The sequence below is a fragment of the Streptomyces sp. NPDC007983 genome (assembly GCF_042958345.1).
In the GTDB taxonomy this organism is placed as follows: Bacteria; Actinomycetota; Actinomycetes; order Streptomycetales; family Streptomycetaceae; genus Streptomyces.
The window spans coordinates 361,171-385,137 of sequence record NZ_JBIBJI010000008.1 but is presented as its reverse complement, the minus strand read 5'-3'; the positions used below and the strand labels follow the sequence as shown (position 1 = coordinate 385,137).

Annotated in this window: 23 protein-coding genes; 7 read left to right on the top strand and 16 right to left on the bottom strand. The window is 71.8% G+C overall.

Annotation, left to right across the window (positions count from 1 at the left end; translation table 11 throughout):
• Positions 1–79 precede the first annotated feature (79 nt).
• The 3 genes from ACFZCY_RS26215 to ACFZCY_RS26205 are packed head-to-tail and all read left to right on the top strand — an operon-like array spanning position 80 to position 2,670.
• Entirely contained in the window at positions 80–1,300 is a 1,221-nt protein-coding gene (locus tag ACFZCY_RS26215) for a cytochrome P450 (RefSeq protein WP_391178004.1), read from the top strand.
• 5 nt (positions 1,301–1,305) lie between these two features.
• Positions 1,306–1,518: a ferredoxin gene (locus ACFZCY_RS26210; protein ID WP_391178002.1), complete on the top strand. Its 213-nt coding sequence runs from the start codon at positions 1,306–1,308 to the stop codon at positions 1,516–1,518.
• Between the two features lie 33 nt (positions 1,519–1,551).
• Complete coding sequence (locus ACFZCY_RS26205; RefSeq protein ID WP_391177999.1) at positions 1,552–2,670, top strand: SpoIIE family protein phosphatase; 1,119 nt, start codon at positions 1,552–1,554, stop codon at positions 2,668–2,670.
• 23 nt (positions 2,671–2,693) lie between these two features.
• Here the strand turns inward: ACFZCY_RS26205 and ACFZCY_RS26200 are convergent, their stop codons facing one another.
• Positions 2,694–3,128: an ATP-binding protein gene (locus ACFZCY_RS26200; RefSeq protein WP_391177996.1), complete on the bottom strand. Its 435-nt coding sequence runs from the start codon at positions 3,126–3,128 to the stop codon at positions 2,694–2,696.
• 153 nt (positions 3,129–3,281) lie between these two features.
• On the opposite strand from ACFZCY_RS26200, the gene ACFZCY_RS26195 reads away from it, so the two are divergent.
• On the top strand, positions 3,282–4,049 hold the full coding sequence (locus ACFZCY_RS26195; protein ID WP_391177993.1) for an IclR family transcriptional regulator C-terminal domain-containing protein: 768 nt from the start codon (positions 3,282–3,284) through the stop codon (positions 4,047–4,049).
• 42 nt (positions 4,050–4,091) lie between these two features.
• Entirely contained in the window at positions 4,092–5,591 is a 1,500-nt protein-coding gene (gene glpK / locus ACFZCY_RS26190; protein ID WP_391177990.1) for a glycerol kinase GlpK, read from the top strand.
• A gap of 16 nt (positions 5,592–5,607) precedes the next feature.
• Here glpK and ACFZCY_RS26185 read toward each other — a convergent pair whose 3' ends face one another.
• The 11 genes from ACFZCY_RS26185 to ACFZCY_RS26135 are packed head-to-tail and all read right to left on the bottom strand — an operon-like array spanning position 5,608 to position 15,872.
• The gene (locus ACFZCY_RS26185) at positions 5,608–6,441 is read right to left on the bottom strand and encodes a methyltransferase domain-containing protein (protein ID WP_391177987.1); all 834 of its coding nucleotides are present in this window, start codon (positions 6,439–6,441) and stop codon (positions 5,608–5,610) included.
• Positions 6,442–6,487: 46 nt separating this feature from the next.
• On the bottom strand, positions 6,488–6,997 hold the full coding sequence (locus tag ACFZCY_RS26180) for a hypothetical protein (protein ID WP_391177984.1): 510 nt from the start codon (positions 6,995–6,997) through the stop codon (positions 6,488–6,490).
• Between the two features lie 5 nt (positions 6,998–7,002).
• Entirely contained in the window at positions 7,003–8,250 is a 1,248-nt protein-coding gene (locus tag ACFZCY_RS26175; protein ID WP_391177980.1) for an ATP-grasp domain-containing protein, read from the bottom strand.
• On the bottom strand, positions 8,247–9,257 hold the full coding sequence (locus ACFZCY_RS26170; protein ID WP_391177978.1) for an EamA family transporter: 1,011 nt from the start codon (positions 9,255–9,257) through the stop codon (positions 8,247–8,249). Before ACFZCY_RS26170 ends, ACFZCY_RS26175 begins: the two co-directional genes overlap by 4 nt.
• Positions 9,254–10,621 carry a TrpB-like pyridoxal phosphate-dependent enzyme gene (locus ACFZCY_RS26165; protein WP_391177975.1) on the bottom strand — a complete coding sequence of 456 codons (1,368 nt, stop codon included), beginning with the start codon at positions 10,619–10,621 and terminating at the stop codon, positions 9,254–9,256. Before ACFZCY_RS26165 ends, ACFZCY_RS26170 begins: the two co-directional genes overlap by 4 nt.
• On the bottom strand, positions 10,608–11,357 hold the full coding sequence (locus tag ACFZCY_RS26160; protein ID WP_391177972.1) for a transglutaminase domain-containing protein: 750 nt from the start codon (positions 11,355–11,357) through the stop codon (positions 10,608–10,610). Before ACFZCY_RS26160 ends, ACFZCY_RS26165 begins: the two co-directional genes overlap by 14 nt.
• Entirely contained in the window at positions 11,347–12,507 is a 1,161-nt protein-coding gene (locus tag ACFZCY_RS26155) for an acyl-CoA dehydrogenase family protein (protein WP_391177969.1), read from the bottom strand. The genes ACFZCY_RS26160 and ACFZCY_RS26155 overlap by 11 nt, the downstream gene beginning before the upstream one ends.
• Before the next feature lie 12 nt (positions 12,508–12,519).
• The gene (locus ACFZCY_RS26150; RefSeq protein WP_391177966.1) at positions 12,520–12,897 is read right to left on the bottom strand and encodes an ectoine synthase; all 378 of its coding nucleotides are present in this window, start codon (positions 12,895–12,897) and stop codon (positions 12,520–12,522) included.
• Positions 12,894–13,163: a phosphopantetheine-binding protein gene (locus ACFZCY_RS26145; protein ID WP_391177963.1), complete on the bottom strand. Its 270-nt coding sequence runs from the start codon at positions 13,161–13,163 to the stop codon at positions 12,894–12,896. Before ACFZCY_RS26145 ends, ACFZCY_RS26150 begins: the two co-directional genes overlap by 4 nt.
• Entirely contained in the window at positions 13,160–14,515 is a 1,356-nt protein-coding gene (locus ACFZCY_RS26140; RefSeq protein ID WP_391177960.1) for an AMP-binding protein, read from the bottom strand. Before ACFZCY_RS26140 ends, ACFZCY_RS26145 begins: the two co-directional genes overlap by 4 nt.
• Before the next feature lies 1 nt (position 14,516).
• Positions 14,517–15,872, bottom strand: a complete 1,356-nt coding sequence (locus ACFZCY_RS26135; protein WP_391177957.1) for an FAD-binding protein — start codon at positions 15,870–15,872, stop codon at positions 14,517–14,519.
• A gap of 339 nt (positions 15,873–16,211) precedes the next feature.
• On the opposite strand from ACFZCY_RS26135, the gene ACFZCY_RS26130 reads away from it, so the two are divergent.
• Positions 16,212–17,222 (top strand): LuxR C-terminal-related transcriptional regulator, encoded by a 1,011-nt coding sequence (locus ACFZCY_RS26130; RefSeq protein ID WP_391177955.1) that lies wholly within the window; start codon positions 16,212–16,214, stop codon positions 17,220–17,222.
• A gap of 30 nt (positions 17,223–17,252) precedes the next feature.
• Here ACFZCY_RS26130 and menC read toward each other — a convergent pair whose 3' ends face one another.
• Positions 17,253–18,374, bottom strand: a complete 1,122-nt coding sequence (gene menC, locus ACFZCY_RS26125; RefSeq protein WP_391177953.1) for an o-succinylbenzoate synthase — start codon at positions 18,372–18,374, stop codon at positions 17,253–17,255.
• Positions 18,371–19,231 carry a chorismate synthase gene (locus tag ACFZCY_RS26120; protein ID WP_391177951.1) on the bottom strand — a complete coding sequence of 287 codons (861 nt, stop codon included), beginning with the start codon at positions 19,229–19,231 and terminating at the stop codon, positions 18,371–18,373. Before ACFZCY_RS26120 ends, menC begins: the two co-directional genes overlap by 4 nt.
• 109 nt (positions 19,232–19,340) lie before the next feature.
• Between ACFZCY_RS26120 and ACFZCY_RS26115 the strand changes: the two genes are divergently transcribed.
• Positions 19,341–20,924: a helix-turn-helix domain-containing protein gene (locus ACFZCY_RS26115; RefSeq protein ID WP_391177948.1), complete on the top strand. Its 1,584-nt coding sequence runs from the start codon at positions 19,341–19,343 to the stop codon at positions 20,922–20,924.
• Here the strand turns inward: ACFZCY_RS26115 and dapE are convergent.
• On the bottom strand, positions 20,921–21,994 hold the full coding sequence (dapE, locus tag ACFZCY_RS26110) for a succinyl-diaminopimelate desuccinylase (protein WP_391177945.1): 1,074 nt from the start codon (positions 21,992–21,994) through the stop codon (positions 20,921–20,923). The two genes, ACFZCY_RS26115 and dapE, sit on opposite strands and share 4 nt — an antisense overlap.
• The gene (locus ACFZCY_RS26105) at positions 21,991–23,505 is read right to left on the bottom strand and encodes an amino acid permease (RefSeq protein WP_391177942.1); all 1,515 of its coding nucleotides are present in this window, start codon (positions 23,503–23,505) and stop codon (positions 21,991–21,993) included. The genes dapE and ACFZCY_RS26105 overlap by 4 nt, the downstream gene beginning before the upstream one ends.
• Between the last annotated feature and the right edge of the window lie 462 nt (positions 23,506–23,967).

The window sequence follows — 23,967 nt, the reverse complement described above, 5'->3', positions numbered from 1 at the left end:
ACCCTCGGGCCACGCCGAGTAGTTCCGCTTTATACCGATTACGCTCGAATAGGAAGGGCTGGTGGAAGGGAGCGCATCCGTGTCCGTCACCTCATCGGGACCGTCCCCGGTCTCCTTGCCCAGACATCGCGGCTGCCCGTTCGACCCGCCCGGTGCGTACGGGGCGCTCCGCGAGCGGCGGAAGGCCGCGCGGCTGGCCTTTCCGGACGGAAAGGCGGGCTGGCTGCTCACCGGCTACGAGGACGTGCGCGAGCTGCTGGCGGACGACCGGTTCAGCTCGGACCGTGTCCGGGCCTCGTCGCCGGTCCGGGCGTTTCCGGTCCGGGAGGACGATCCGCGCCGGCTGGGCTCGTTCATCGGCATGGACCCGCCCGAGCACACCCGCTACCGGCGGCTGCTCTCCCGGTGGTTCACGGTGCGGCGGATGCGGGAGCTGCTGCCGCGCATCGAGGGGATCGTCACGGACCATCTGGACGCGATGGAGCGCACCGGCCCGCCCGCCGATCTGGTGCGGGCGTTCGCCCAGCCCATCCCGTCCCTGGTGATCTGCGAGCTGCTGGGGGTGCCGTACGCCGACCGGGCCGCCTTCCAGGCGTGGTCGGCCACCCTGTTCCGGATCGACGAGGACGAGGAGAAGATCTTCGCCGCCCGGGACGCGGTGTGGGACTACATGCGGGATCTGGTGGCGGCCAAACGGCGGCGGCCGGACGGGGCGCTGCTGTCCCGGCTGGTCCACGACGCGGACCCGGCGGCGGCGTTCTCCGACGCGGAGCTGACCGGGGTGGGCCTGCTGCTGCTCATCGCCGGGCATGAGACGACGGCGAACATGCTGGCCCTGGGCACCTTCGCCCTGCTGTGCCACCCCGAGCAGGCGCGGCTGGTGCGCGAGCGGCCCGAGCGGACCGATGACGCGGTCGAGGAGCTGCTGCGCTATCTGACCATCGTCCAGTTCGGCACGGTCCGGGTCGCCCGGGAGGACGTGGAGATCGCCGGGGCGCGGGTGCGGGCCGGGGAGACCGTGGTCGCCTCGATCGCCGCCGCCAACCGGGACCCGGCCCGGTTCCCCGCCCCCGACGGCCTGGACATCACCCGCGACGCCACCGAGCACATCGCCTTCGGCCACGGTGTCCACCAGTGCCTGGGCCAGCACCTGGCCCGGATGGAGATGCGGACCGGCTACCCGGCGCTGCTCCGGCGGTTTCCCACCCTGCGGCTGGCGGTGCCGGTCGAGGAGGTGCCGCTGCGGGACGACATGCTCGTCTACGGAGTCCACCGGCTCCCCGTCACCTGGGAAGGGTGAGCGTGATGCGCGTCGAGGTGGACCGCGCCCGGTGCCGGGGCGCCGGGCAGTGCGCCCTGCACGCACCGGAGCTGTTCGACCAGTCCGAGGACGACGGCATGGTCGTGGTCCTGGACGACCGCCCCGCGCCCACGCTGCGCGCGAAGGCCCGGCTGGCCGCGCGGCTCTGCCCGAACAGCGTCATCCGTGTCGTGGGCGACGAGCCGGACGAGGGCTAACGCACCGTGCGCTCCAAGGAGCCCAGGAGCGTGATGGCGCAGACCCGGAACACGCTGCCGGGCGTGCCCGCTCCCCCGGCCTGGCTGCGCTGGCTGCCGGTCCTCTATGTGGCGGCGATCCTGGCGATCGAGCCCGTGACCCCCGTCCAGTGGCCGGTGAGCTTCCTGCTCATCGCCCTGCCGGTGGTGGCCGCGTTCACGCTCGGCCCGGCCGGGGTCGCCGGTGTCACGCTGTTCACCGTGGTCTTCGAGGGGGTACTGGCCGGGACCCCGTGCTGCGCGGGCCGCAGCGTCGGCTATCTGTGGGACCGCCACTACGTCGCCTCGTACCTCTCCACCGCCCTGGTCGGCGCCCTCGGCACCGCGCTGGCCGCCCACCGCGAGCGCCAGGAGAAGCAGCTGGTGCACGCGGCCTCGGTGACCGAGGCCCTGATGCGCACCCTGCTGCGGCCGCTGCCGCACGAGGTCGGCCATGTGCTGACCGCCGGGCTCTACCGCCCTGCCGAGGCCGGGACCATGATCGGCGGTGATCTCTTCGACATCCGCGCCACCCGGACCGGGGAACGGGCCATCATCGGCGATGTCCGGGGCAAAGGACTGCAGGCGGTCCGGACCGTCGCCGATGTGCTCGGCGGCTTCCGCCAGGCCGTCTACGAACCCGGGGATCTGCGGCAGGTCTCTGCCCGGCTGGAGAGCCGGATGGCGCGGGAGGCCGCGGAGATCCCGGACGACGAGCTGTTCGTCACCGCCGCGCTGATCGAGTACGACCCGCTCGCGCACCGGCTGACGGTGATCAACCACGGGCACATCGAGCCCATCCTGATCTCCCGGGGCGAGGTGATGACGCTGAGCGGGCCGCCGTCCCTGCCACTGGGCCTGGGCTCACTGGCGAACGAAAGCCCGGTGCCCGTGCACCACCGCTTCCTGCGCGGCGATGTGCTGCTGCTGTGCACCGACGGGCTGATCGAGGCCCGCGATGTGACGGGGGCCTTCTACCCCCTCCTGGACCGGCTGCGCACCCGGTTCGCCGAGACCCCGCCCCCGGAGCCCATCGACGTCATCGAGTTCCTCAACACGGATCTGCCGGCCCACGCCCGGGCGCTCAACGACGACGTCGCCGCCCTCGCCATCTCCCCGCACGAGCGCCAGTGAACCGGGCCGCCGCCGCGCACCGGTCAGCCGACGGGCAGCTCCGCCCACCGGGTGACGACTCCCCCGCGGCCCGGGTGGGTGCCGTGGCGGGCCGAGAGCGCGGTGACGATGCCGAGCCCGCGCCCGTGTTCATCGGGCTCGATCTCCTCCGCCGAGCCGGGCCCGCTGGGCACCGGCCCGCCGTCGGTGACCGCGATGTGCAGGGTGCCGCACTCCTCGGCCTCGCTCCAGCGCAGCCGCAGAACGGCCGGGGGCAGGGCGTGCAGAACCGCGTTGGTGATCAGCTCCGAGACCACCAGCAGCGCATCCTCCAGGGTGTCGGCAGCCAGCCCCCAGTCGGCCAGCAGCGCGTGTGCCCGCCGCCGCACGGTGGCGACGGCCTCATGGAGATGCGGCACCGGAAAGTGATGATCGACGTATGCGCCGCCGGTCCAGGGAACGGTCAGCTGATCCGTCATATCTCCTCCTTCCGGATGGTCCGCCGGTCCTGTTCCTCATGTCCTGGTACGGACGCTATGGGCGACGACCGGCGGGGTCAACGAATCCTGGTCGGCATTACCGAACGTTCCCGCCCGGGGGTGAACGCATGCCCGAAGAGCTACGATCACGTCATGGCCGGCCCGGTGCAGTCCATCGAGCGGGCGGCGGCGATCCTGCGGCTGCTCGCCCAGGGCTCCGGTCGGCTCGGACTGGGCGAAGTGGCCGCCTCACTGGGCCTGGCGAAGGGCACCGCCCACGGCATTCTGCGCACCCTGCAGAGCGTCGACTTCGTCGAACAGGACAGGGCCACCGGAAAGTACCAGCTCGGCGCGGCGCTGCTGCACCTGGGGACCAGCTACCTCGACATCAACGAGCTGCGGTCCCGCTCCCTCAACTGGGCCGACGCCCTGGCCGCCCGCAGCGGGGAGGCGGTCCGCCTCGGGGTGCCGCTGGAGGGCAAGGTGCTCATCGTCCACCATGTCTTCCGGCCCGACGACACCTTCCAGACCCTGGACGTCGGCTCGCTGCTGCCGCTGCACGCCAGCGCCCTGGGCAAGGTACTGCTGGCGTTCGGGGCGACGCCGGTGGAGCCGCTGCTGGAGGCGGAGCCGGAAACCTACACGCGGCACACGCTGGTCTCCCCGCAGGCGCTGAACCAGGCGCTGGGCGAGATCCGGGAGGCGGGCTGGGCCGCCGCGGTCCAGGAAACCGTCATGGGTGAGGCGGACATCGCGGCACCGATACGCGGCCAGGGCGGCCTGGTCGTCGGCGCCGTCGGGGTGTCCGGCACCGTGGAACGCGTCTGCGACAGCAAGGGCCGGCCCCAGCCGTCACTGGTCGGCCTGACCCGGGACGCCGCACGGGCCATCTCCCGCGACCTCGGCGCGGCCCGCTGGTGACCCCCATGTCCTGCTCGTATCCGCCCGAAGGCAGGCAAGGCCATGGTTGAACGCTATGTGATGTCCATCGACCAGGGCACCATGTCCACCCGGTGCATCCTCTTCGACCACCAGGGACGGCTGGCGTCCGTCGCCCAGCGGGAACACCGGCAGCACTACGCCAGGCCCGGCTGGGTGGAGCACGACCCCACCGAGATCTGGTCCAATCTGCGGCGGGTGGTGCCGCAGGCGCTGCGCGACACGGGTGCCGGTCCCGAACAGATCGCGGCGATCGGCATCGCCAATCAGCGCGAGACCACCGTGGTATGGGACCGCCGTACGGGCCGTCCCGTGGGCAACGCGATCATCTGGCAGGACACCCGCACCGACGCGCTCGTGCAGGAGCTGCGGCGGAGCACCGGTGACGACTTCTTCCTCGACCGCTGCGGGCTCTCCCCCGCCACCTACTTCTCCGCGCCCCGCATCCGCTGGCTGTTCGACCACGTCGAGGGGTTGCGGGAGCGCGCGGAGCGCGGCGAGGTGCTGTTCGGCACGATGGAGAGCTGGCTGATCTGGAACCTCACCGGCGGTCCCTCCGGCGGCCTGCACATCACCGACGCCACCAACGCCAGCCGCACCATGCTGATGAACATCCGCACCCTCACCTGGGACGACGAGCTGCTGTCGTACTTCGGCGTGCCGCGGGCGATGCTGCCCGACATCCGCCCATCGGCCGAGGGCTACGGAGTGGCGAAGACGGTGCTGCCGGGCGTGCGGATCGGCGCCGCCCTCGGCGACCAGCAGGCGGCGTTGTTCGGGCAGACCTGCTTCGCGCCCGGCGAGGCCAAGTGCACGTACGGCACCGGCAGCTTCCTGCTGCTCAACACCGGCACCCGCCTGGTCCGCTCCCGGCACGGGCTGCTCACCACCGTGGGCTACAAGGTCGGCGACGAGCCGCCCGTCTACGCCCTGGAGGGGCCGATCGCCGTCACCGGCTCGCTGGTGCAGTGGTTCCGCGACCGGCTGGGTCTGATCCACAGCGCGCCGGAGATCGAGACCCTGGCCCGCAGCGTCGAGGACAACGGCGGCTGCTACATCGTGCCCGCCTTCTCGGGCCTGTTCGCCCCGCACTGGCGCAGCGACGCGCGCGGTGTCATCGTCGGGCTCACCTCGTACATCACCAAGGGCCATCTCGCCCGCGCGGTGCTGGAGGCCACCGGCTGGCAGACCCGGGAGGTCGTCGACGCCATGAACGCCGACTCGCCCGAGCCGCTGAAGGCGCTGAAGGTCGACGGCGGCATGACGGCGAACAATCTGCTGATGCAGTTCCTGGCCGATGTGCTCGACGTGCCGGTGGTGCGGCCGATGGTGTCGGAGACCGTGTCCCTGGGCGCCGCGTACGCCGCGGGGCTCGCCGTCGGCTACTGGCCGGACCTGGAGGGGCTGCGCCGCAACTGGCACCGGGCCGGGCAGTGGATGCCCGCGATGGATCCGGGGCGGCGGCAGACCGAGTACGAGAACTGGCAGCGGGCCGTGCGGCTGTCGTTCGGCTGGCTGAGATAGACGGGGTTACGGGGTCTCAGGGGCGGCGCGCCCAGGCGGAGACCATGGGGGCGGTGGCCAGGTCGAGGCGTCCGGTGGCGACATGTTCCAGGTGCCGGTCGATCTCCTCGTCGGTGGCCAGGCCCGCGGCCACCAGCCGGTCGCGGATCTGCCGCACGGTGGCGGCCTCCAGGACCGCGCAGGCCGGTGAGGCGATGGGGAAGTACGCGTCGGCGCCCACGTCTTCGAGACCGGCCTCGCGCAGCAGCCGGGGCAGGGTGCGCCCGTACGCCAGGTCCGCGCCGCGCGCCGCCATCAGCTCGCGGAAACCGGACCGCAGCCGGTTGGCGAGGCGCTGTTCGGGGCCGGACTCGTCCGGGCACAGCAGTGGCTGGAGCCCCGGGTCGGCATCCTCCAGGAGCAGCCATCCGCCGGGCCGCAGCGCCTGGATCATGCGGCGCAGGGCCTCGGCCCGGTCGGGGACGTGCACCAGCACCAGGCGGGCGTGCACCAGGTCGAAGGGGCCGGGCGGCGGCGGGTCGACGGCCACGTCATGGCGCAGCACCTCGATCACCCGGTCAGGGCCGGTGGCCGTGGTGCGGGTCCAGGACACGTCGATGTCGGTGGCGATCACCTGCCCGGTGGGCCCGACCCGTTCCGCCAGCCCCTCGGGGACGGAGGGGCCGCCCGCGCCGACCTCCCAGCAGCGCATGCCGGGGCCGATGCCGAGCCGGTCGACGTGGCGGAAGGTGCCGGGGTCGAACAGCTCGGCCAGGGCACCGAACCGGGTGCCCGCCTCGGTCTGCCGGTTGTCCAGCAGATAGCCCCGCTCCCCGTCGGCCCCGTCGTTCACGCCGTGCATGTCGTCCATGCCGTAGATCGTGACAGACGGGAAGCGGGAGGGCCGCTTCGAGGGGTCAGACGAGGATGCCGGTGCAGCGGTCCTCGATGTACGCGCGCTTGGCGGCCTCGTCGCGGGCGGAGGTCAGATAGCGGGACCAGGCGCGCCGCTCGTGGGAGGTGGCGTCCAGCTCGACGACCTCCTGGGTGGGGCGGGGCGCGCCGTCGGGGACGGGGTAGGGCTGGAAGCCCGCGTCGTCCTTGAAGTAGAGCGTCTGCCAGAACTCGTTGTTGTTGCGCCAGACGCCGACGAGCACGAAGTACTTGTCGCCGGCTCGGTGGTTGAGGATGAAGCCCAGCTCCCCGCGGAGCCCCAGCCGGCCGGCCGCGGCCTCGTCACGGAGGTATTCGCGGGCCTCATCCCGGACGTCCTTCGCCACTTCCTGGCCGTCGCGGTGGACGTCGTACCACTTGAAGAGGCCGCCGGGCACGGCGAGTTCGTCGCCCGGCACGATGTTCTTCTGGACGTGCTCGTAGTCCGCGGGGATGTCGCCGAGGCCGTCCAGGTGCGGAAGCGCTTGCGTCATGTGTTTCATCCACCCAATCTCGCGTTGTCGGACTGGTACAGGCCGTTCTCTTCGAGCTCGCGCAGTCGGCGGTAGTCCGCCTCCACCTGCGCCTCGTCGTCGGAGCTGAGGTAGAGATAGCCGGGTGAGGTGGCCAGGTCGAGGGTGCGGGTGACCGGTTTGCCCTCCGGGGTGGTGAGCACCATGTCGAGGAACGACGGCAGCGCCCGGACCGGTGCGAAGCCCTCGGCGGTGGGCACGAAGCCGTCGCCGTGGCTGATGAGGTTCACGTAGCGCAGATGTGTCAGCAGCCGGTACGGGGGCAGCCGGTGGCCGGTGATCTCCTCGGGGTGTGCGATGGCCAGGGCGAGCCGTTCGATCTGGTCGGTGCCGATGCAGCGGTTGACGACCTCGGGGAGGTGCGAGCCGCCGAGCCGGGCTCCGGACTCGACCAGCACCGGGCCGTCCGGGGTCATCATGACCTCGGTGTGGGCGGACCCGTTGTGGATCTCCAGGGCGTCCAGGACCTTCAGGACGTAGTCGCCCAGGCGGCGGGCGGTGGGGTCGTCGGGTGGCAGCGGGTGCTCGTAGTCGTTGATGGAGCGGCCGTCGCCCGCCGGGCGCTTGTGGTAGCGCCAGATCTCCACGATGTGGTGAACGCCGTCGCGGCTGACGGTGTTGACGAAGTGCTCGTCACCGTCGAGGAACGCCTGGGCCACCACGGTCCGGTTGCGGCGGCCGTAGCGGTCGGTCTCCGCCAGGATGGTGGCGTGGGCGGCGCGGATCTCGTCTTCCGAGCGGCAGAAGATGACATTGTCCGTGCCGGCGCTGGCGACCGGTTTGAGGACCACCGGCCACTGCCCCAGCGCGCCCGCCCAGCCGACCACCTCGTCGGGGTCCGGGGAGGCGATGGTGTCGGCGGCGGCCAGCCCCGCGTCCCGTACGGCGCGCGCCATCTCGTACTTGTCGCGGCGCGCGGTGGGCCGGGACATGCCGTGGCCGGGGGTGCCGAGGGCGGCAGAGAGGGCGTCGGCGAGCAGCACCCCGGACTCGGCCCCGGCGACCACGAAGGCGACGTCCAGCTCGCGCAGCCGGGCGGCGGTGGCCGCCGTGTCGCCGTCGTGCGCGATGTCGACGGAGAAGTCCTCGGGCCGGTATGCGAGGTGGATGTCCGGGTGTTCGGAGCGTACGTGCACGGATTCCACTCCGTGCCGGGCCAGGGCCTCCGGCAGGAAGCGCCCGATGCCGTAGGCGTCCACGACGGCGCATTTCACTGGCTGTCACCTTCCTTCAGGGGTGTGGTGGCGGCGTGTTCCGCCTCCGGTGGGGCGGCCGCCGCCGCGGTCTGCTGCACGCGCCGGTCGTGGCGGCCGCGCGCGAGGGTGCCGACGCCGACGAGGGCGGTGATGGCGATGATGCTGACCAGAGTGAGGAGGGAGGTGTGGAGCCGCTGGTCGGGCAGTTGCAGCAGGAACGCGAAGAGCGGGGAGAGGGTGCACAGCAGCGAGGCCGTGATCGGCTCGGTGTGTCTGATGCCGACCTGGATCAGATAGAGCGGCAGGCCCACGCCGATGACCGCGATGATGGCCGCGGGCAGAAAGACCTCGCCGACCTGCGGATTGTCGCTGATCGCGGTCATCGCCCAGGTCACGGCGATGGTCAGGAAGAAGCGGACCGACAGGACGGACTGCGGGACCAGACCGGCCTCGCTGAGCCGCTTGGAGTAGATGACGTTGGCGGTCGAACCGATCCCGGTGAGCAGGGTCAGCCCGATGCCGAGGAACGCGTCCGCGGCGCCGACCGAGCCGACGCCGGTCCGGCCGGTCACCGAGCCCCAGACCAGGACGGCGATGACGGCGGTGATGCCCAGCGAGACGGCGGTCTCGGAGCGCAGCACCGCGCTCTGCTTGCGTAAGAGCGGGTTGAGCAGCACGGTGAACACCGGCCCGATGGCCAGGCCCACCACGTTGACCACGGCCGGCTCCAGGTACTTGAGCGCGTACAGCATGGACAGCCAGGTCACCGCGGTCGAGACGTTGATCGCGACGACATCGGCCGAGTGGGTGGTCAGCGGCCGGAAGGTGGCGGCCGCGCCCTGGCGGACCACGTCCAGGCCGATGAAGAACGCGGCGGTCAGGGTGAAGGAGACCGCGGCCATGCTGAGCGGGCTGAGCGACTGGAGCCGGTTTCCGGCGTAGACGTCGACCAGGGCGGTCAGGGCCGCGAAAGCGATCAGGGGGGCGGCCCCCTGGTGGAAGCTGGTGGTGTGACGTTGGGTCATGCATTCCTCAGTTCGGGGATACTCTCCGCTGCGCGTGCGAGTACATCGTCGTCGAGAACGTCGTCCTCGAGGGTCCCCGCGAAGTACTTGTCGTAGGCGACGAGGTCGAAGTGACCGTGTCCGGAGAGGCCGAAGAGGATCGCCCGGGACTGTCCCTCCTCGCGGCAGCGGATCGCCTCGTCGATGGCGACCCGGATCGCGTGGGTGGACTCGGGGGCGGGCAGGATGCCCTCGTTGCGCGCGAAGGTCACCCCGGCCTCGAAGCAGCCGGTCTGCCCCACGGCGACGGGCTCGATCAGCTTGTCCTCGACGGTACGGCTGATCAGCGGGCCGATGCCGTGCGCCCGCAGGCCCCCGGCGTGCACGGGCGGGGGTACGAACGCGTGGCCGAGGGTGTGCATCCGGAACAGCGGGCCGACCTCGCCGGTGTCGGAGAAGTCGTACGCGATCCGGCCGCGGGTGAGGGTGGGGCAGGAGGCGGGCTCGACCGCGATGATCCGTACGTCCGGGCCGCCGCGCAGCTGGGCGCCGAGGAAGGGGAAGGTGAGGCCGGCGAGGTTGCTGCCGCCGCCCGCGCAGCCGACCACGATGTCGGGGTAGTCGTCGGCCAGTTCCATCTGCCGCACGGCCTCCTGGCCGATCACGGTCTGATGGGCGAGGACGTGGTTGGCGGCGCTGCCGAGGACATAGCCGAGGTCCGGGTTGGCCAGCGCGGTCTCCAGCGCCTCGGAGGTGGCGATGCCCAGGCTTCCCGGGGAGTCGGGGTCGGCGGCGAGGACGGCCCGCCCGGCGGCGGTCTCGGGGCTGGGGCTGGGCACGCACACCGCGCCGTAGGCTTCCATCAGCGCCCGCCGGTAGGGCTTCTGCTGGAAGCTGACCTTGACCATGTAGACCTTGGCGGTCATGTCGAAGAAGGCGGCGCTGAGGGCGGTGGCGCTGCCCCACTGGCCGGCGCCGGTCTCGGTGATGAGCCCGGTCTTCCCGGCCTGCTTGTTGTAGTACGCCTGGGCGATACCGGTGTTGGGCTTGTGGCTGCCCGCCGGGGAGACGCCCTCGTACTTGTAGTAGATGCGGGCGGGGGTGCCGAGCGCCTTCTCCAGCCGACGGGCCCGGTACAGCGGCGAGGGCCGCCACATGGCGTAGATCTGGCGGACCGGCTCGGGGATCTCGAACTCGCGCTCGGTGCCGGTCTCCTGCTCGATGAGCGGCTCCGGCATGGTCTGCGTCATCTCGTCGGGAGTGAGCGGCTCGCCGGTGGCGGGGTTGCGGGCCGGAGCGAGGGGTTCACCCGGCAGGTCCGCGGCCAGGTTGTACCAGGTGGTGGGGATGTCCTTCTCGTCCAGCTGGAACTTAACCCTGTCCACGGTGGGATCCTCCGGTCGTGTGGTCTGCGATGGGGTCGGCTGTGGGGGCGGCTGTGGGATCGGCATCCGCCTCGTTGACGAGCGAGCCCGCGGCGGTGGTGTGCGACCCGGCGAACAACCGCGGGTGGGCCTCGCGGATCCCGCCCACGACGGTGTCGTAGGGAACGTCGTCGAACTCGCCGCGCAGCTGGAGGAACTCCATATGGCGACGGCCCGCCTCGTCGAACGGGTGGTAGACGCTGTCGGACCGGCCGTCGAACTCCAGCGGCTTGATCCGGTACAGCCGGCACAGCAGCTTGTTGAAGACCGGGGTGGCCTTCAGCCACTGACCGTCCAGGTGGACGGAGGACCAGCTGTGGAAGCGGAAGATGTCGCCGCCGACCAGCTGCCGCAGCCGTTCGGAGGCCAGATGGTTGCGTACGTCGCCGTAGACGATCCGGCTGGGGATGCCGACGGAGCGCACCGCCGCGGCGTACACGATCGACTTGTGCACACAGAAGCCGAAGCCCCGCTCGATGATGGAGCTGGCGCGCAGTCCGGTGCGGGAGAGGTCGGCGCCGTAGACCTCGTAGCGGATGCCGTCGCGGACCGCGTAGTAGAGCGCGACGGCACGCTCGATGTCGGTCAGGGCATCGGGGCCGTCGGGCAGCGCGGTCTCGACGAACTTGGCGACCACCGGGGACTGGTGGTCGAGGAATTCCGTCGGTTCGATCAGTCGGTCCAGGTCATTTCCCACGGTTCAGCCCCATCAGGGTCGCGATGCGCTGCTGCTGGATTTCGGTCGTACCGGAGTAGATGGTGCCGGCGACCGCGTTGCGCACTTCCTTTTCGAGGCCGGTCTCGGTCATGTAGCCGTATCCGCCGAAGATCTGGACGGCGTGGAGCGCGGAGCGCACATTGGCCTCGCTGGTGACCAGTTTGCTGATGGCGATGTCGACCGAGACGTTCTGTTTGGCCAGGAGCTTTTCCGCGGTGTCGTAGAGCCATTTGCGTGCGGTCTCGACGTCGATCCGCATCTCGACGAGCTTGTTGGACACGGACTGGTACGCGCCGATGTGCTGCCCGAACTGGGTGCGGCCGCGGGCGTATTCCACACACTGGGCGAGCCGGTGCCGCATTTCCCCGGCGTTGATGACGAAGGAGCAGAGGATCTCCCACTTCATCACATGGTCGAGGATGAGGAATCCGGAGCCCGCCCGGCCGATGATCCGGTCGGACCCCACGCGGACGTCGTCGAGGAAGACTTCACACAGCGGGGACGTGCGCAGCCCCATCTTTCCCATGGGGTTGCCGATGGTGAGGCCCGGGGTGTCCCGGTCCAGCAGGAAGGCGGTGATGGCTGCCGGGTTGCCGGGCGGCCCGGTGCGCGCGTAGACCACGATCAGATCGGCGATGGGGCCGTTGCTGATGAACGCCTTGCTGCCGTTCAGCACGAAGCCGTCCGCGCCTGGGGCGGGGTCGGGGACGGCCGAGGTGCGCATGCCCATCACGTCCGAGCCGCCCCCGGGTTCGGTGATGGCATGGGCGCCGATGGCCGTCCCGGCGGCGATCCTGGGCAGGTAGCGCTCCTTGAGCGCGGCCGAGCCGAACCGCTGCAGCGGGACTCCGGCGCTGACGATCTGGGTGGACGCGGAGAAGTTGAGCCCGGCGTCCCGGCAGCTCTCGCCCAGGCCCTCCAGGACGTACATGGTGGTCAGCAGGGACTGGCCGAGGCCGCCGTGCTCGGGCGCGAAGGGCAGGGCGAACAGGCCGGTGTCGGCCAGCCGTTTCCAGCCGTCGCGGGGGAAGGTACCGGTGCCGTCGCGTTCGATGTGGCCGTCGCTCAGAACGGGGCCCAGGGCGACGACGGCGGCGCGCAGGGCGCGCTGTTCGTCGTTCCACTCCATGGGGATCCCGTTCTAGTAGTGGGAGAACTTGTCGCCGTCCAGGGTGTGGCGCTCGTCCCCGCTGAGCGGCGGGTTGAACACGCTGATCAGCTCGAGGTCGGTGTGCGGGGCGGCGATCAGGAAGTGCGCGTCGTGCTGGTCGAGGGCGTACATCATGCCGGGGCGGATCTCGAAGCTCGCGGCGCCGTCGGCGGTCATCACCTGCCCCTCGCCGGAGACGCAGTAGCACGCCTCCAGATGGCGGCGGTATTCCAGACGCGATTTCGTGCCCGCCTCGACCACCGTGCGGCAGACGGTGAATCCCATTCCGTCGCTCGCCAGCAGGTAGCGGTGACTGGTGCCGTTTCCCCAGTCGACGACCTTTACTTCATCCATGGCGCGGACGATCACTGTACCAATCCCCCGTTCTTGGCTTTCTCGATAAATGCGCTGATCGCGTTCACCGAACGGAAGTCGTCCGGTGCGATCTCGACGTCGTCGATGTCGATGTCATAGCGGTCACCGACCCAGCTGATGAGCTGGAGCAGGCCGAGACTGTCCACCAGACCGTTGTCCAGCAGGTCGTAGGACGGGTCGAGTTCTTCGGCGGAGACATCGGGTGCGTAGGTGGTGACGATGAATTCCCTGATGGCTTTGGACGATGCGGTGCTGATCACTCGTTCCCCTTCTGCGGGTTCCGCAGGTCTTCCTTGATCCGGTTACGGCTGACCTTTCCGGTGGACGTCAGGGGCAGCGGTTCATCGGTGATCCGGAAGGCCGACGGGACAGCCGCCCGCGTCAGCCGCTCGGAACAGTGCTTGCGCAACTCCAGGCCGCCCAGAGGCCCCGGATGGCGGTGGACGACGGCGTGCAGCCGCTGCCCGGCCTCGGGGTCGGGAAGGGCGATGACCGCGGCCTCGGCGACGCGGTCGTGTTCGAGGAGGACCCGCTCGACCTCCTCGATGTTGACCCGTACGCCCCGCACCTTGACCTGGAAGTCGGTGCGGCCGACGAGCACCAGGGCGCCGTCCTCGCCCCGGGACACCAGGTCGCCGGTGCGGAACCAGCCGTCCGCGAAGCGCTCGCCAGGGCCGTCCTCGTGCAGATATCCGCTGGTCTGGAAGGGTGTGGCGACCAGCAGCTCACCGTCCTCGATCCGGGTGCGCACCCCGGGCAGCGGGCGGCCCAGCGGAAGCACCTCACGGCCGGCCACCTCGGTGGCGTCGGCGGTATGGAGGAAGCTGTCGTTGGTCTCGGTACAGCCGTAGACGTTGTGGTAGGCGGCCTTGGGGAAGAGCAGCGGCAGCGCCGCCCGGACCCGCGGCGGGGCATGGTCCCCGGTCAGCAGCACATGGCGCACGGAGCCGAACTCCGTACCGTCCGGGGCGGCTTCGGCGAGCAGCCGGAAGAACATCGGCACGGCCTGCACCACCTGGGGCTCGGTGGTGGCGAGCAGATCGAGCAGATGGCGCGGGGTGACGGCCCGGGCGGGGTCGACCAGCACCGCTGTGCCCCCGGCGCGCAGCGTGGCCCAGATGTCCAGCAGGCACAGGTCGAAGTTGAGCGGCGCGTAGTTGAGCACGCGGGTCCCCGGCGCGATGCCGAACGCGGTGGCGGCCCACTCGGTGAAGCGGTCCACCGCGTCACTGCCGATCGGCACCAGCTTGGGGACACCGGTGGAGCCGGAGGTGGTGAGCAGCAGTGCGGTGCCCTCGGGGGGCGGGGCCTTGCGGACCCGCCCGGTGAGCAGCTCGCGGGTCACCTCGCCCAGGTCGGTGGAGAGCAGCAGGGCGGGGCGGCCTGCGAGCAGGCAGGCGAGGATCCGTGCGATGGTCCGCGGCGTTTTCTCCGCCCGCAGCACCGCCACTCCCCCGGTGTCGCCGTCGCCGTCGGACGGGTCGGCGGTGCGGGCGGCCTCGGCGAGTTCGGCGTAGGTCACGGTGCCGTCGCGCCACAGCAGGGCGGGGGCGGTGGGCCGCCGCGCGGCATGGGCCAGGACGGCACCCCCGAGTGTGCGGGGGTCCGCCATGTCAGGCGCCGGCCGGGGCGGCACGGCGTTCACCGCGGAAGAGGTTGCCGGGGTCGTACGCGCGCTTCACCCGCGGCAGCCGGGGGTCTCCGGCGGGGGCGGACTCGTCGTCCTCCGGGGCGTAGTTGGCGTAACTGCCCGCGTAGTGCCATTCCCCGAGAGAGGCGACCGTGCCGCGGGACCAGGCGATGTTGTCGGCGTCGTCGGCGGGGTCGGTCCAGGAGGCCCAGGCGGCGAGGAAGAAGGGCGCCTCCCGGTGCGGAAAGGCGGAGGTGGCCGGGTCGACGTCGGTGATGGCGCCGCGCAGATACTCCAGGTCGATCGAGGAGAGCCGGGACGGAGTGGCGCGGGCAGCCTCGACGACGCGTTCCAGGACGCCGTCGGTGAGGTCGGTGAGATAGCACGCCTTGGTGAAATAGCGCCGCCCGGCGGGTGCGGCCTCGTTCAGTTTCGACTGGAGGTCGTAGTACGAAATCGTTTCCTCGTTCTGGGCCGCGGGCGGAACGGCGGCGTAGATCTCGGCGCTCTGCGCGACGCTCTCGGGTATGTGCGCGGAGCAGGCCACCGCGAGTTCCAGGACCGGCTCGCCGCGCAGTTCCGCGGGAATCGCCTCGCCGTCGCCCGCGAACTGGAAGGAGCCGAAGACCCGCAGATCGTCGAGCTGCTTCACGGTGAAGTCCCGGAAGGCGCGCAGCGCCGCCGGGGCGTCCTTCAGCGGGTACAGGGCGGTGCGGTAGAGGATCGGGCCGACCGGCCGCAGCCGCAGCCGGAACCTGGTCACCACGCCGAAGTTGCCGGCGCTTCCGCGCAGCGCCCACAGCAGGTCCTGGTGTTCGGTCTCCGATGCCTCGACGATCGAGCCGTCGGCCAGGACGACCTCGGCGCCCAGGATGTGGTCACAGGTCAGGCCCCATTTGCGGGTGATCCAGCCGTAGCCGCCGCCGATCGCGAGACCGGCCAGCCCGGTGTGGCCGACCACTCCGGCCGGGCAGCCGAGGTCATGGGGGGCAGTGGCCGCGTCGACGTCCTTCAGCAGCGCGCCGCCGCCGGCCTCGGCCGTTTCGGCATCCGGGTCGACGGTGACCTCGCGCAGCAGCGAGAGGTCGATGAGCACCGCCTCGTCGGCGATGGAGGTGCCCGCGACGTTGTGGCCGCCGCCGCGCACCGTCACCGGGAGCCCGGCCCGGCTCGCGTACGTTACGGCGGCACTGACATCGGCCGCACCGAGGGGACGTGCGATCAGCGCCGGGCGGCGGTCGTGCATTCCGTTCCAGATGCGCCGTGCCTCGTCGTAACCGGGATCACCGGGAAAGACGAGCGGCCCGGTGAAGGCGGCGCGAAGTGCCGCTGTATCCATGCACTCTCCCCATACGCGGGTCCGGCTTCCGGTGTGCCGGAAGCGGTGGAACGTCCTCGTCGGCCGAAGAGGTCCGGTACCTGCGCGTCTTCGGGTCAGCCCCAGCCGGTGTCCTCGTCGGCTACGGGCCCCCCGCCTCCCGACACCTCATATGTGAGCGGGCGGCAGACGCGGTTGATCTTCATCTTTTTGTGAACTTTCTGTGTCGTGCAGCGGGTATACCGCCAGATCCAGTCATTAAGCGGCCAACAGGCTCACAATCGCACTGCGCTCAGTCAGGATCGAGCGCGCAAGGGCGACGTGTTCACGCACGTCGTATACACGAGGGGTGAGTTTTCTATGACCATTACGGATAAAGCAGGATTCCCGGCGACGCTGCGCCTCACCGACGACGCACTGCAGGCCTACGCCTACGCCGTGGACCGGATCCGCTTCTATCCCGAGGAACTCGCCGAAGCCACCGGTCTCGACGCGGAGGCGGCCGACCGGGCCATCGGGGAACTCCAGGCGCTCCGGCTGCTGGCGAGAGTCCTGGACAGCCCTCGTGAACTGACCCCGGTGCCGCCGGAATCCGCGGCATCCCAATTGCTGCCCCCCATGGAAGAGGAGTTACGCCGACGGGAGCTCGCGGTCGACGCGATCCGCTGCCAACTGCGGGCCCTCGTCCCCCAGTACGAGGGCGGGGCCGCCCACCGCCGCCGCGCCGAGGGCGTCGAGCTGATCACCGATCTGACGTCGGTGCGCGGGGTGATCCAGGACGCGGCCCGGCGCTGTGTCTCCGAGGTGCTCACCATCCAGCCGGGCGGCGGCCGGCGCACCGAGGTCCTGGAGGAGGCCATGGCACGGGACGAGGAGATGCTGGAGCGCGGTGTGTCGATGCGCACGGTCTACCAGCACACCGCGCGCTACAGCCGGCCGACCCTCACCTACGTCGACCGGGTCACCCAGCTCGGCGCCAAGGTCCGGACCTCCGAGGACAGACTGCGCCGCATGCTGGTCTTCGACCGCATCGTCGCCGTCATCGAGGTCCAGGACGACTCCGAGGCCGCCCTGGTGATCCGTGAGGCCAACATCATCGAGTTCATGCGGGCCGTCTTCGACCAGACCTGGCTGCGGTCCGTCCCCTTCGCCTGCGCCATCTCCCGGGAACAGGCCAAGGCCATTTCGGACCAGCTCCGCCAGGCCATCACGAGCCTGCTGGCCGAGGGCCTGAACGACAAGGCCATCGCCCGGCGGCTGGGCATGTCGGAACGCACCTGCCAGCGCCACATATCCGAGATCATGGCGCACATCGGCGCGAAGAGCCGCTTCCAGGCGGGCTATCTGCTGCGCGAACTCGAACAGGCCTGACCGGGCGCCGGGCCCCGGGCCCGGCGCCCGCTACAGCTTCCGGGCGCCCCCGTACAGCACTCGGGTGGAGGTGGTGAAGCGGGCGAGGGTGTCCGGCAGCGGGGAGATGCCGATGCCGGGCGTGGTGGGCACTGGCAGATGGCCGTCCACCAGGACGAACGGCTCGGTGATGTCCTCGGCGAAGTACCGCTTCGAGGCCGAGGTGTCGCCGGGCAGGGTGAATCCGGGGAGGGCGGCGAGGGCCAGGTTGGGGGCCCGGCCGATACCGGTCTCCAGCATGCCGCCGCACCACACCGGGACGCCGTGGGCGGTGGCGATGTCATGGATGCGGCGGGCCTCCGTATAGCCGCCGACCCGGGCCGGTTTGACGTTGATGACCCGGCAGGCGTCCATGGCGATCGCGGAGGCGGCGTCGCTCGCGGTGTGGATGGACTCGTCCAGGCAGACCGGGGTGGTGAGCCGCCGCTGCAGCCGGGCGTGGGCGTGGAGGTTGTTCTCCGCCAGCGGCTCCTCGATGAGCAGCAGGTCGAAGGCGTCCAGCTTCCGCAGGTGGGGGGCGTCGGCGAGGGTGTACGCGGTGTTGGCGTCGACTTGCAGGGGCAGCGCGTCGCCGAATCGCTCGCGTACGGCGCGCACCGGCTCCACGTCCCAGCCCGGCTCGATCTTGAGCTTGATGCGGACGTACCCCTCGTCCAGGTACTTCTCGACGTCGTCGATCAGCTCGGGGAGGGAGTTCTTGATGCCGACGGAGACGCCCGCGGGCACCCGGTCGCGGACCGAGCCGAGGAAGGTGGCGATCGGCATGCCGTAGGCGCGGAGTTCGGCGTCCAGCAGGGCCGTCTCCACGGCGGCCTTGGCCAGTTCGTGCCCCTTGACAGCGGCCATGGCGGGCGCTACGGCCGCCGTCGTCGGCTCGGGGAGAGCGGCGACGCGGGGCAGCAGGAAGTCGCGGATCACGGTCTCGGCCCCGGCGACGAACTCGGAGCAGTACAGCGGCTCCGGGTCGGCGGCGAACTCGGACCAGCCCTCGGCCTCGTCCGTGACGACACGCAGCAGGAAGGTGTCCTTGCTGGTCATCGTCCCGAAGGAGGTACGGAAGGGGGTGACGAGTGGAAGGGCGACATGGAGCAGTTCGACGCGTTCGAGCCTCATGGCCGCGGCTCCTCGGGGGTGTTCGCGGGGTTCGGGGTGAGCAGATACCAGCCGTCGCGGGACATCGACGTCGCGCGCAATCCCTCGGCGTACGCGCCGGTGAACACCTCCCGCACGGCGTGCCGCCAGCGCAAGCCCAGGGCGGGGTCGGCGGCGCGCAGCGCGACGATGTCCTCGGGCACCCGGCACCACAGCCGCCGGTCGTCCCGTACGGCGAGCGGACCGCCGTCGGGGGCCCGGCGGACCTCGGCGGCGCGATCCCGGGCCGCCTCGTCCCCGGTCTCGTCGGCCGTTCCGGGGGTGTTCAGGTCCCAGGCGGCGGTGAGCCGGTCGCTCTCGTCGCCGTCGTTCACCCCGTCGTTCATCGGCCCGTACAGGTCGACCAGATACTCGGACCCGACGGCGCCCAGCTTGACCAGGTTGAACCGGGCGTTGCGGCGCACCAGCGGGTCGAAGGTCCAGCGCATGACGCGGGCGCCGCGCTCCAGCGCCCAGAGCCGCTGGGCCTGCTTGAGCGCGAAGCCGACCCCGCGGTCGGACGCGGTGGCCGCCGCCACGAACGAGTACGCGCCGCGGTCGGCGGGCGGTCCGAAGACGGCGACCGCCGCCCCCGCCAGCCGCTCACCGTCCGGCCCGGTGCCGTACGCGGCGTGCACCGCGCCGCCCGCGTGCACGAGGCTGTGCAGCACCTCGCTGGGATAGGGCGGATTGGTATGCGGCAGCTGCCATACGTCGGCGAGGAAGTCGGCCACGGCGCGGATCCCGGCCACATCGTCCACGGTGCGGACGCCGACCCCGGCGGTGTGGGCGGCGGCGGACGCGAGCGCACCGGCGTCCATCGTCACTGCTGGTGTCATGGCACCGAGTCTCCCGGGCCGCACCCGGGCACCCCTTGTCCAGGCGCACAAAGACGTCCTAGGGTCCTGTGACAATCGGCCAATCACCAATGATCGGGGCACCGCACCCATGGACGCCCGCACCCTCGGGGACATCCTCACCGTTCTCGGCGAACCCACCCTGCGCCCGCTCACCCCGACCGCCGGTCTCACCGCGCCCGTCACCGAGGTGCTGCTGTACGACGCCCACGCGCCGCTGCCCTCCCGAGCGCCCGGCGCGCTGCTGCTGGCCGTCGGAGTGCGGGCGGAGGCCGCCGGGCCGCTGGTGCGCCAGGCGGGCGCGGCCGGTATGGCCGGGGTCGTGGTGCGCGGCGCGGCGGGGCCGGTCGCCGTGGCGGAGGAGTGCGGTACGGCGCTGCTCGCGGTGGACGAGGACGCCGCCTGGCACCACGTCCATCTGCTGCTCGCGCAAGGCCTCGGGGCGCGGCCGTCCCCGGCGGGCGACGGGGCCGCGCTCGGGGATCTGTTCTCGCTGGCGGGCGCGGTGGCGGCGGCGGTGGGCGGCGCCACCGTCATCGAGGATCCGCGGCAGCGCGTCCTGGCGTACTCCACCGTGCCCGGGCAGCCGGTCGACGAGGCCCGGCGGCAGGGCATCCTGGGCCGTCAGGTGCCGGACAGCCCCGAGAACACCGAGCAGTACCGGGAGCTGTTCGCCGCCCGGGGCCCGGTCCGGCTCGCCGCCCTCGGCGAGGGCGAGCTGCCACGGCTGGCCGTCGCCGTCCGGGCGGGCGGCGAAACCCTCGGCTCCCTGTGGGTCGTGGACGACGGAACGCTCGCCCCCGACGCCGGGGCGCAGCTCGCCCAGGGCGCCTCCACCGCCGCCCTCCTGCTGCTGCGGGCGCGGGCGGCGGCCGAGCTGTCCCGGCATCTGACCGGCGATCTGCTGCGCCGCCTGCTGGACGGCACCACCGAACCGGCCACCGCAGCCCAGCGCCTGGGCCTCGCCCCCGGCGCCCCGCTGCGGGTGGCCGCCTTCGCCCTGGACTCGACGGCCGTGGACCCCGCGGCCTCCGCTCCGGACGGCGAACAGGCCGCGCTGCGGCTGCTGGACCTCGTACGGCTGCAGTGCGAGGCCCGGTACGGGCGGCAGGCCTGTGTGCTGGTCGACGGGGTGGTGTACGCGCTGCTGCCCGGGCCCGCCGGGGAGCGGCAGCGGCGGTTCGCGGAGGACATCGTGCGGCGCGCCGGGCAGGCGCTGCGGGTGCCGGTGCGGGCCGGGCTCGGCGAGGTGGTGCCGGACCCGGCGGAGCTGCCCGGCTCGCGGAAGGACGCCGATCTGGTGCTGCGGGTGCTCCGGCCGGACGAGACGGTCGCGGCCGTGCACGAGGTGCGGGCCCGGGCCGTCCTGTTCCGGCTCGCCGAAGTCCTCGGCGAGCGGCGTGAGCTGGCGGCGGGGGCGTGGCGGAAGGTGCTCGCGTACGACGACGGCCACGGTACGGTCTACGCCCGCACCCTGGTGTGCTGGCTGGACGCGGGCTGCGACATGGCCCGGGCGGCGAAGCTGCTGGCCGTGCACCCCAACACCTGCCGCTACCGGCTCCGCCAGGTGCGCTCCCAGCTCGGCATCGACCTGGACGACCCGGACGAGCGGCTGGTGCTGTGGCTTCAGCTGCGGACGCTCGCAGGTTTGCGCGGCACCGGGGCCGGCGGCTAGCCGCTCAGCCAGTCCGCGAGCCGCGTCTCGCACTCGCGCAGCTGGGCCAGGGGGACGTACTCGCCCGGGGTGTGGGCCAGGGACGGGTCGCCCGGGCCGTAGTTGAGGGCCGGGGTGCCGAGCGCGGTGAAGCGGGCGACGTCGGTCCAGCCCAGCTTGGGCCGGGGCACCGCGCCCACCGCGGTCACGAACGAGGCGGCGGCGGGGCGGTCGAGGCCGGGGAGGGCGCCGGGGGTGACCTCGGTGACCTCGACCTCGTACTCGGGGAAGAGGTCCCGTACGTAAGCTTCAGCGCGCTCGGGGCCGCGGCTGGGCGCGAAGCGCAGATTGACCGTGATCACGCAGCTGTCGGGGACGACGTTCTCGGCCACCCCGGCGCGCACGGCGACGGCGCTCAGCCCCTCGCGGTACTCCAGGCCGTCGATGACGACGCGTTCGGCGCTGTGCTCGTCCAGGCGCCGCAGGACGGTGGCGGCGCGGTGGGCGGCGTTGACGCCCTGCCAGGCGCGGGCGGTGTGCGCGCGAGCGCCGCGCACGGTGATGTCGGCCATCAGCATGCCCTGGCAGCCCGCCTCGACCCCGGCGTCGGAGGGTTCCATGAGGATCGCGAGGTCGGCGTGGAGCAGTTCGGGGCGGGCCGCGGCGATCCGGGCAAGGCCGTTGCGGTCGCCGGAGACCTCTTCGCAGGCGTAGAAGATATACGTCACGTCGTGGACCGGGGCGGTGAGGGTGGCCGCGAGCCGCAGCGCCACCGCGACGCCGCCCTTCATGTCGCAGGCGCCGAGCCCGTGGAGCCGTTCCGGGTCCAGGCGGGCGGGCAGGTTTCCGGCGGCGGGGACGGTGTCCAGATGGCCCGCGACGATCACGCGCCGGTCGCGGCCGAGACTGGTGCGGGCCACCACGGAGTCGCCGATCCGCTCGACCGTCAGATGCGGCAGGGCGCGCAGCGCGGTCTCGACGGCGTCGGCGAGCACCGCCTCCTCGCCGCTCTCGGACGGGATGTCGACCAGCGCGCGGGTGAGCGCGACGACATCGGCGGCCGGATCGAGAACAGTCGCGGGTGTGGTCATGACGCGGTCTCCTGAACGGTCTTCTCCTCGGTGGCGGTCCGGCCCAGCGCGGAGTGGCGGATGCCGTAGAGCCCGTAGACGGCGAGCCCCGCCGCCATCCAGGCCCCGAACGCGATCCAGGTGTCGGCGCCGAGCCCGTACATCACGTACACGCAGGCGGCCACTCCGAGCAGCGGTGTCAGCGGCGCGAAGGGCACCCGGAAGCCGCGGGGCGCGTCCGGGCTGCGCCGCCGCAGGATCAGCACCGCCAGGTTGACCAGGGCGAACGCGAAGAGGGTGCCGATGCTGGTGGCGTCGGCGAGGGCGCCGAGCGGAATGAGCGCGGCGAGGACCGTGACGAAGGCGGTGACGATGACGGTGCCCGCGCGCGGCACCCCGGTGCGCGGATGGACGGTGGAGAACAGCGGGGGCATCAGCCCGTCGCGGGACATCGCGAAGAGGATGCGGATCTGGCCGTACTGCACGGTCAGCACGACGCTCGTGGTGGCGATGACCGCGCCGATGGACAGCAGGACGGGCCACAGGTCGCCGCCGCCGACGGAACGCAGCAGCACCTGGCTCAGCGTGGCCTCGGTGCCCGCGAACCGCTGCCAGGGCATCGCCCCGACCGCGGCCAGCGCGACCGCGCAGTACAGGGCGGTGACCAGGGCGAGCGAGAGGATGATGGCGCGCGGCAGGTCGCGCTGCGGGTTCTTCGCCTCTTCCCCGGCCGTGGACGCGGCGTCGAAGCCGATGTAGGAGAAGAACAGCGAGGCGGCGCCCGCGGTCATCCCGGCGGTGCCGAGCGGGAAGAGCGGGCGGAAGTTCCCGGCGTGGAAGGCGGTGAAGGCGACCGCGCAGAACATCACCAGGACGACGACCTTCACCGTCACCATGACGGCGTTGGCGACCGCGCTCTCCCGTGCCCCGCGCAGCAGCACCACCATGGCGAGGACGACGATCACGGCGGCGGGCACGTTCAGCACCCCGCCGTCGCCCGGCGGGGCGGCGAGCGAATCCGGCAGCGTCCAGCCGACGGTGAGCTGGAGCAGTTCGTTGACGTACTGGCCCCAGCCGACCGCGACCGCGGCCACCGACACGCCGTACTCCAGGATCAGACACCAGCCGCAGACCCAGGCCACCAGCTCGCCGAGGGTGGCGTAGGTGTAGCTGTACGAGGACCCGGCGCCCGGGATCATGCCCGCCAGCTCGGCGTACGACAGCGCCGAGAACAGCGCGGTGACCCCGGCGACCACGAACGACACCACCACCGCCGGACCGGCCTCGGGGACCGCCTCGCCCAGCACCACGAAGATCCCGGTGCCGAGGGTGGCGCCGACGCTGAGCAGCGTGAGCTGGCTCAGCCCCATGGTGCGCCGCAGCGGGCCGCCGCTCGCGTCGGCGACCAGGCCCGCCACGCTCCGGCGCCTCGTCAGCTTGTTCTCACCGTGCACCGACCCGCTCCTTCCGCTGCCGCATGGCCCCTGATGATGCTCCGGCCGGGTGGGCGCGGGGGTGCGCGCATCGGCCAAGATGCCGGGGAACCGTTTGAACGATCGGCCAAGCGACGCCCCGCTGCGGGCAGTGGCCGGATATGGTCCGCCCGGCCCGGGGCCGCTGTGAGTCCGGACACACGATCACCGGCCGCCGCGAAGGGGTGCGACGTGCCCCCCACCGCAGCCGGGAAACCGGCTCCCACCAGGCATGTTGCACGAAGGACGGCGGCGGGTGGGGGCGGCGGGGGCACCGGGTCGCGCGGCCACGGCCGGGGCCGCGGGCGCTCCGTAACGCCGGGGCCTGCTGTTAACGCTGGGTAAACTGCCTGCTCGGCGTATGCGGCGCCGGTTCGGTTGGGGGGGCGGAACAAGCCCGTCCTGCCATCGGTGGCCGCGGATTCGGGTCGGCCGTTGAAGGGCCGCGCCGAGTGTTCGCCCTCGCGGCAGCCTTCGGCCGCGAGCGGGTGTTCGGGACCCGGCTCAGTGTGGAGCCGGTAT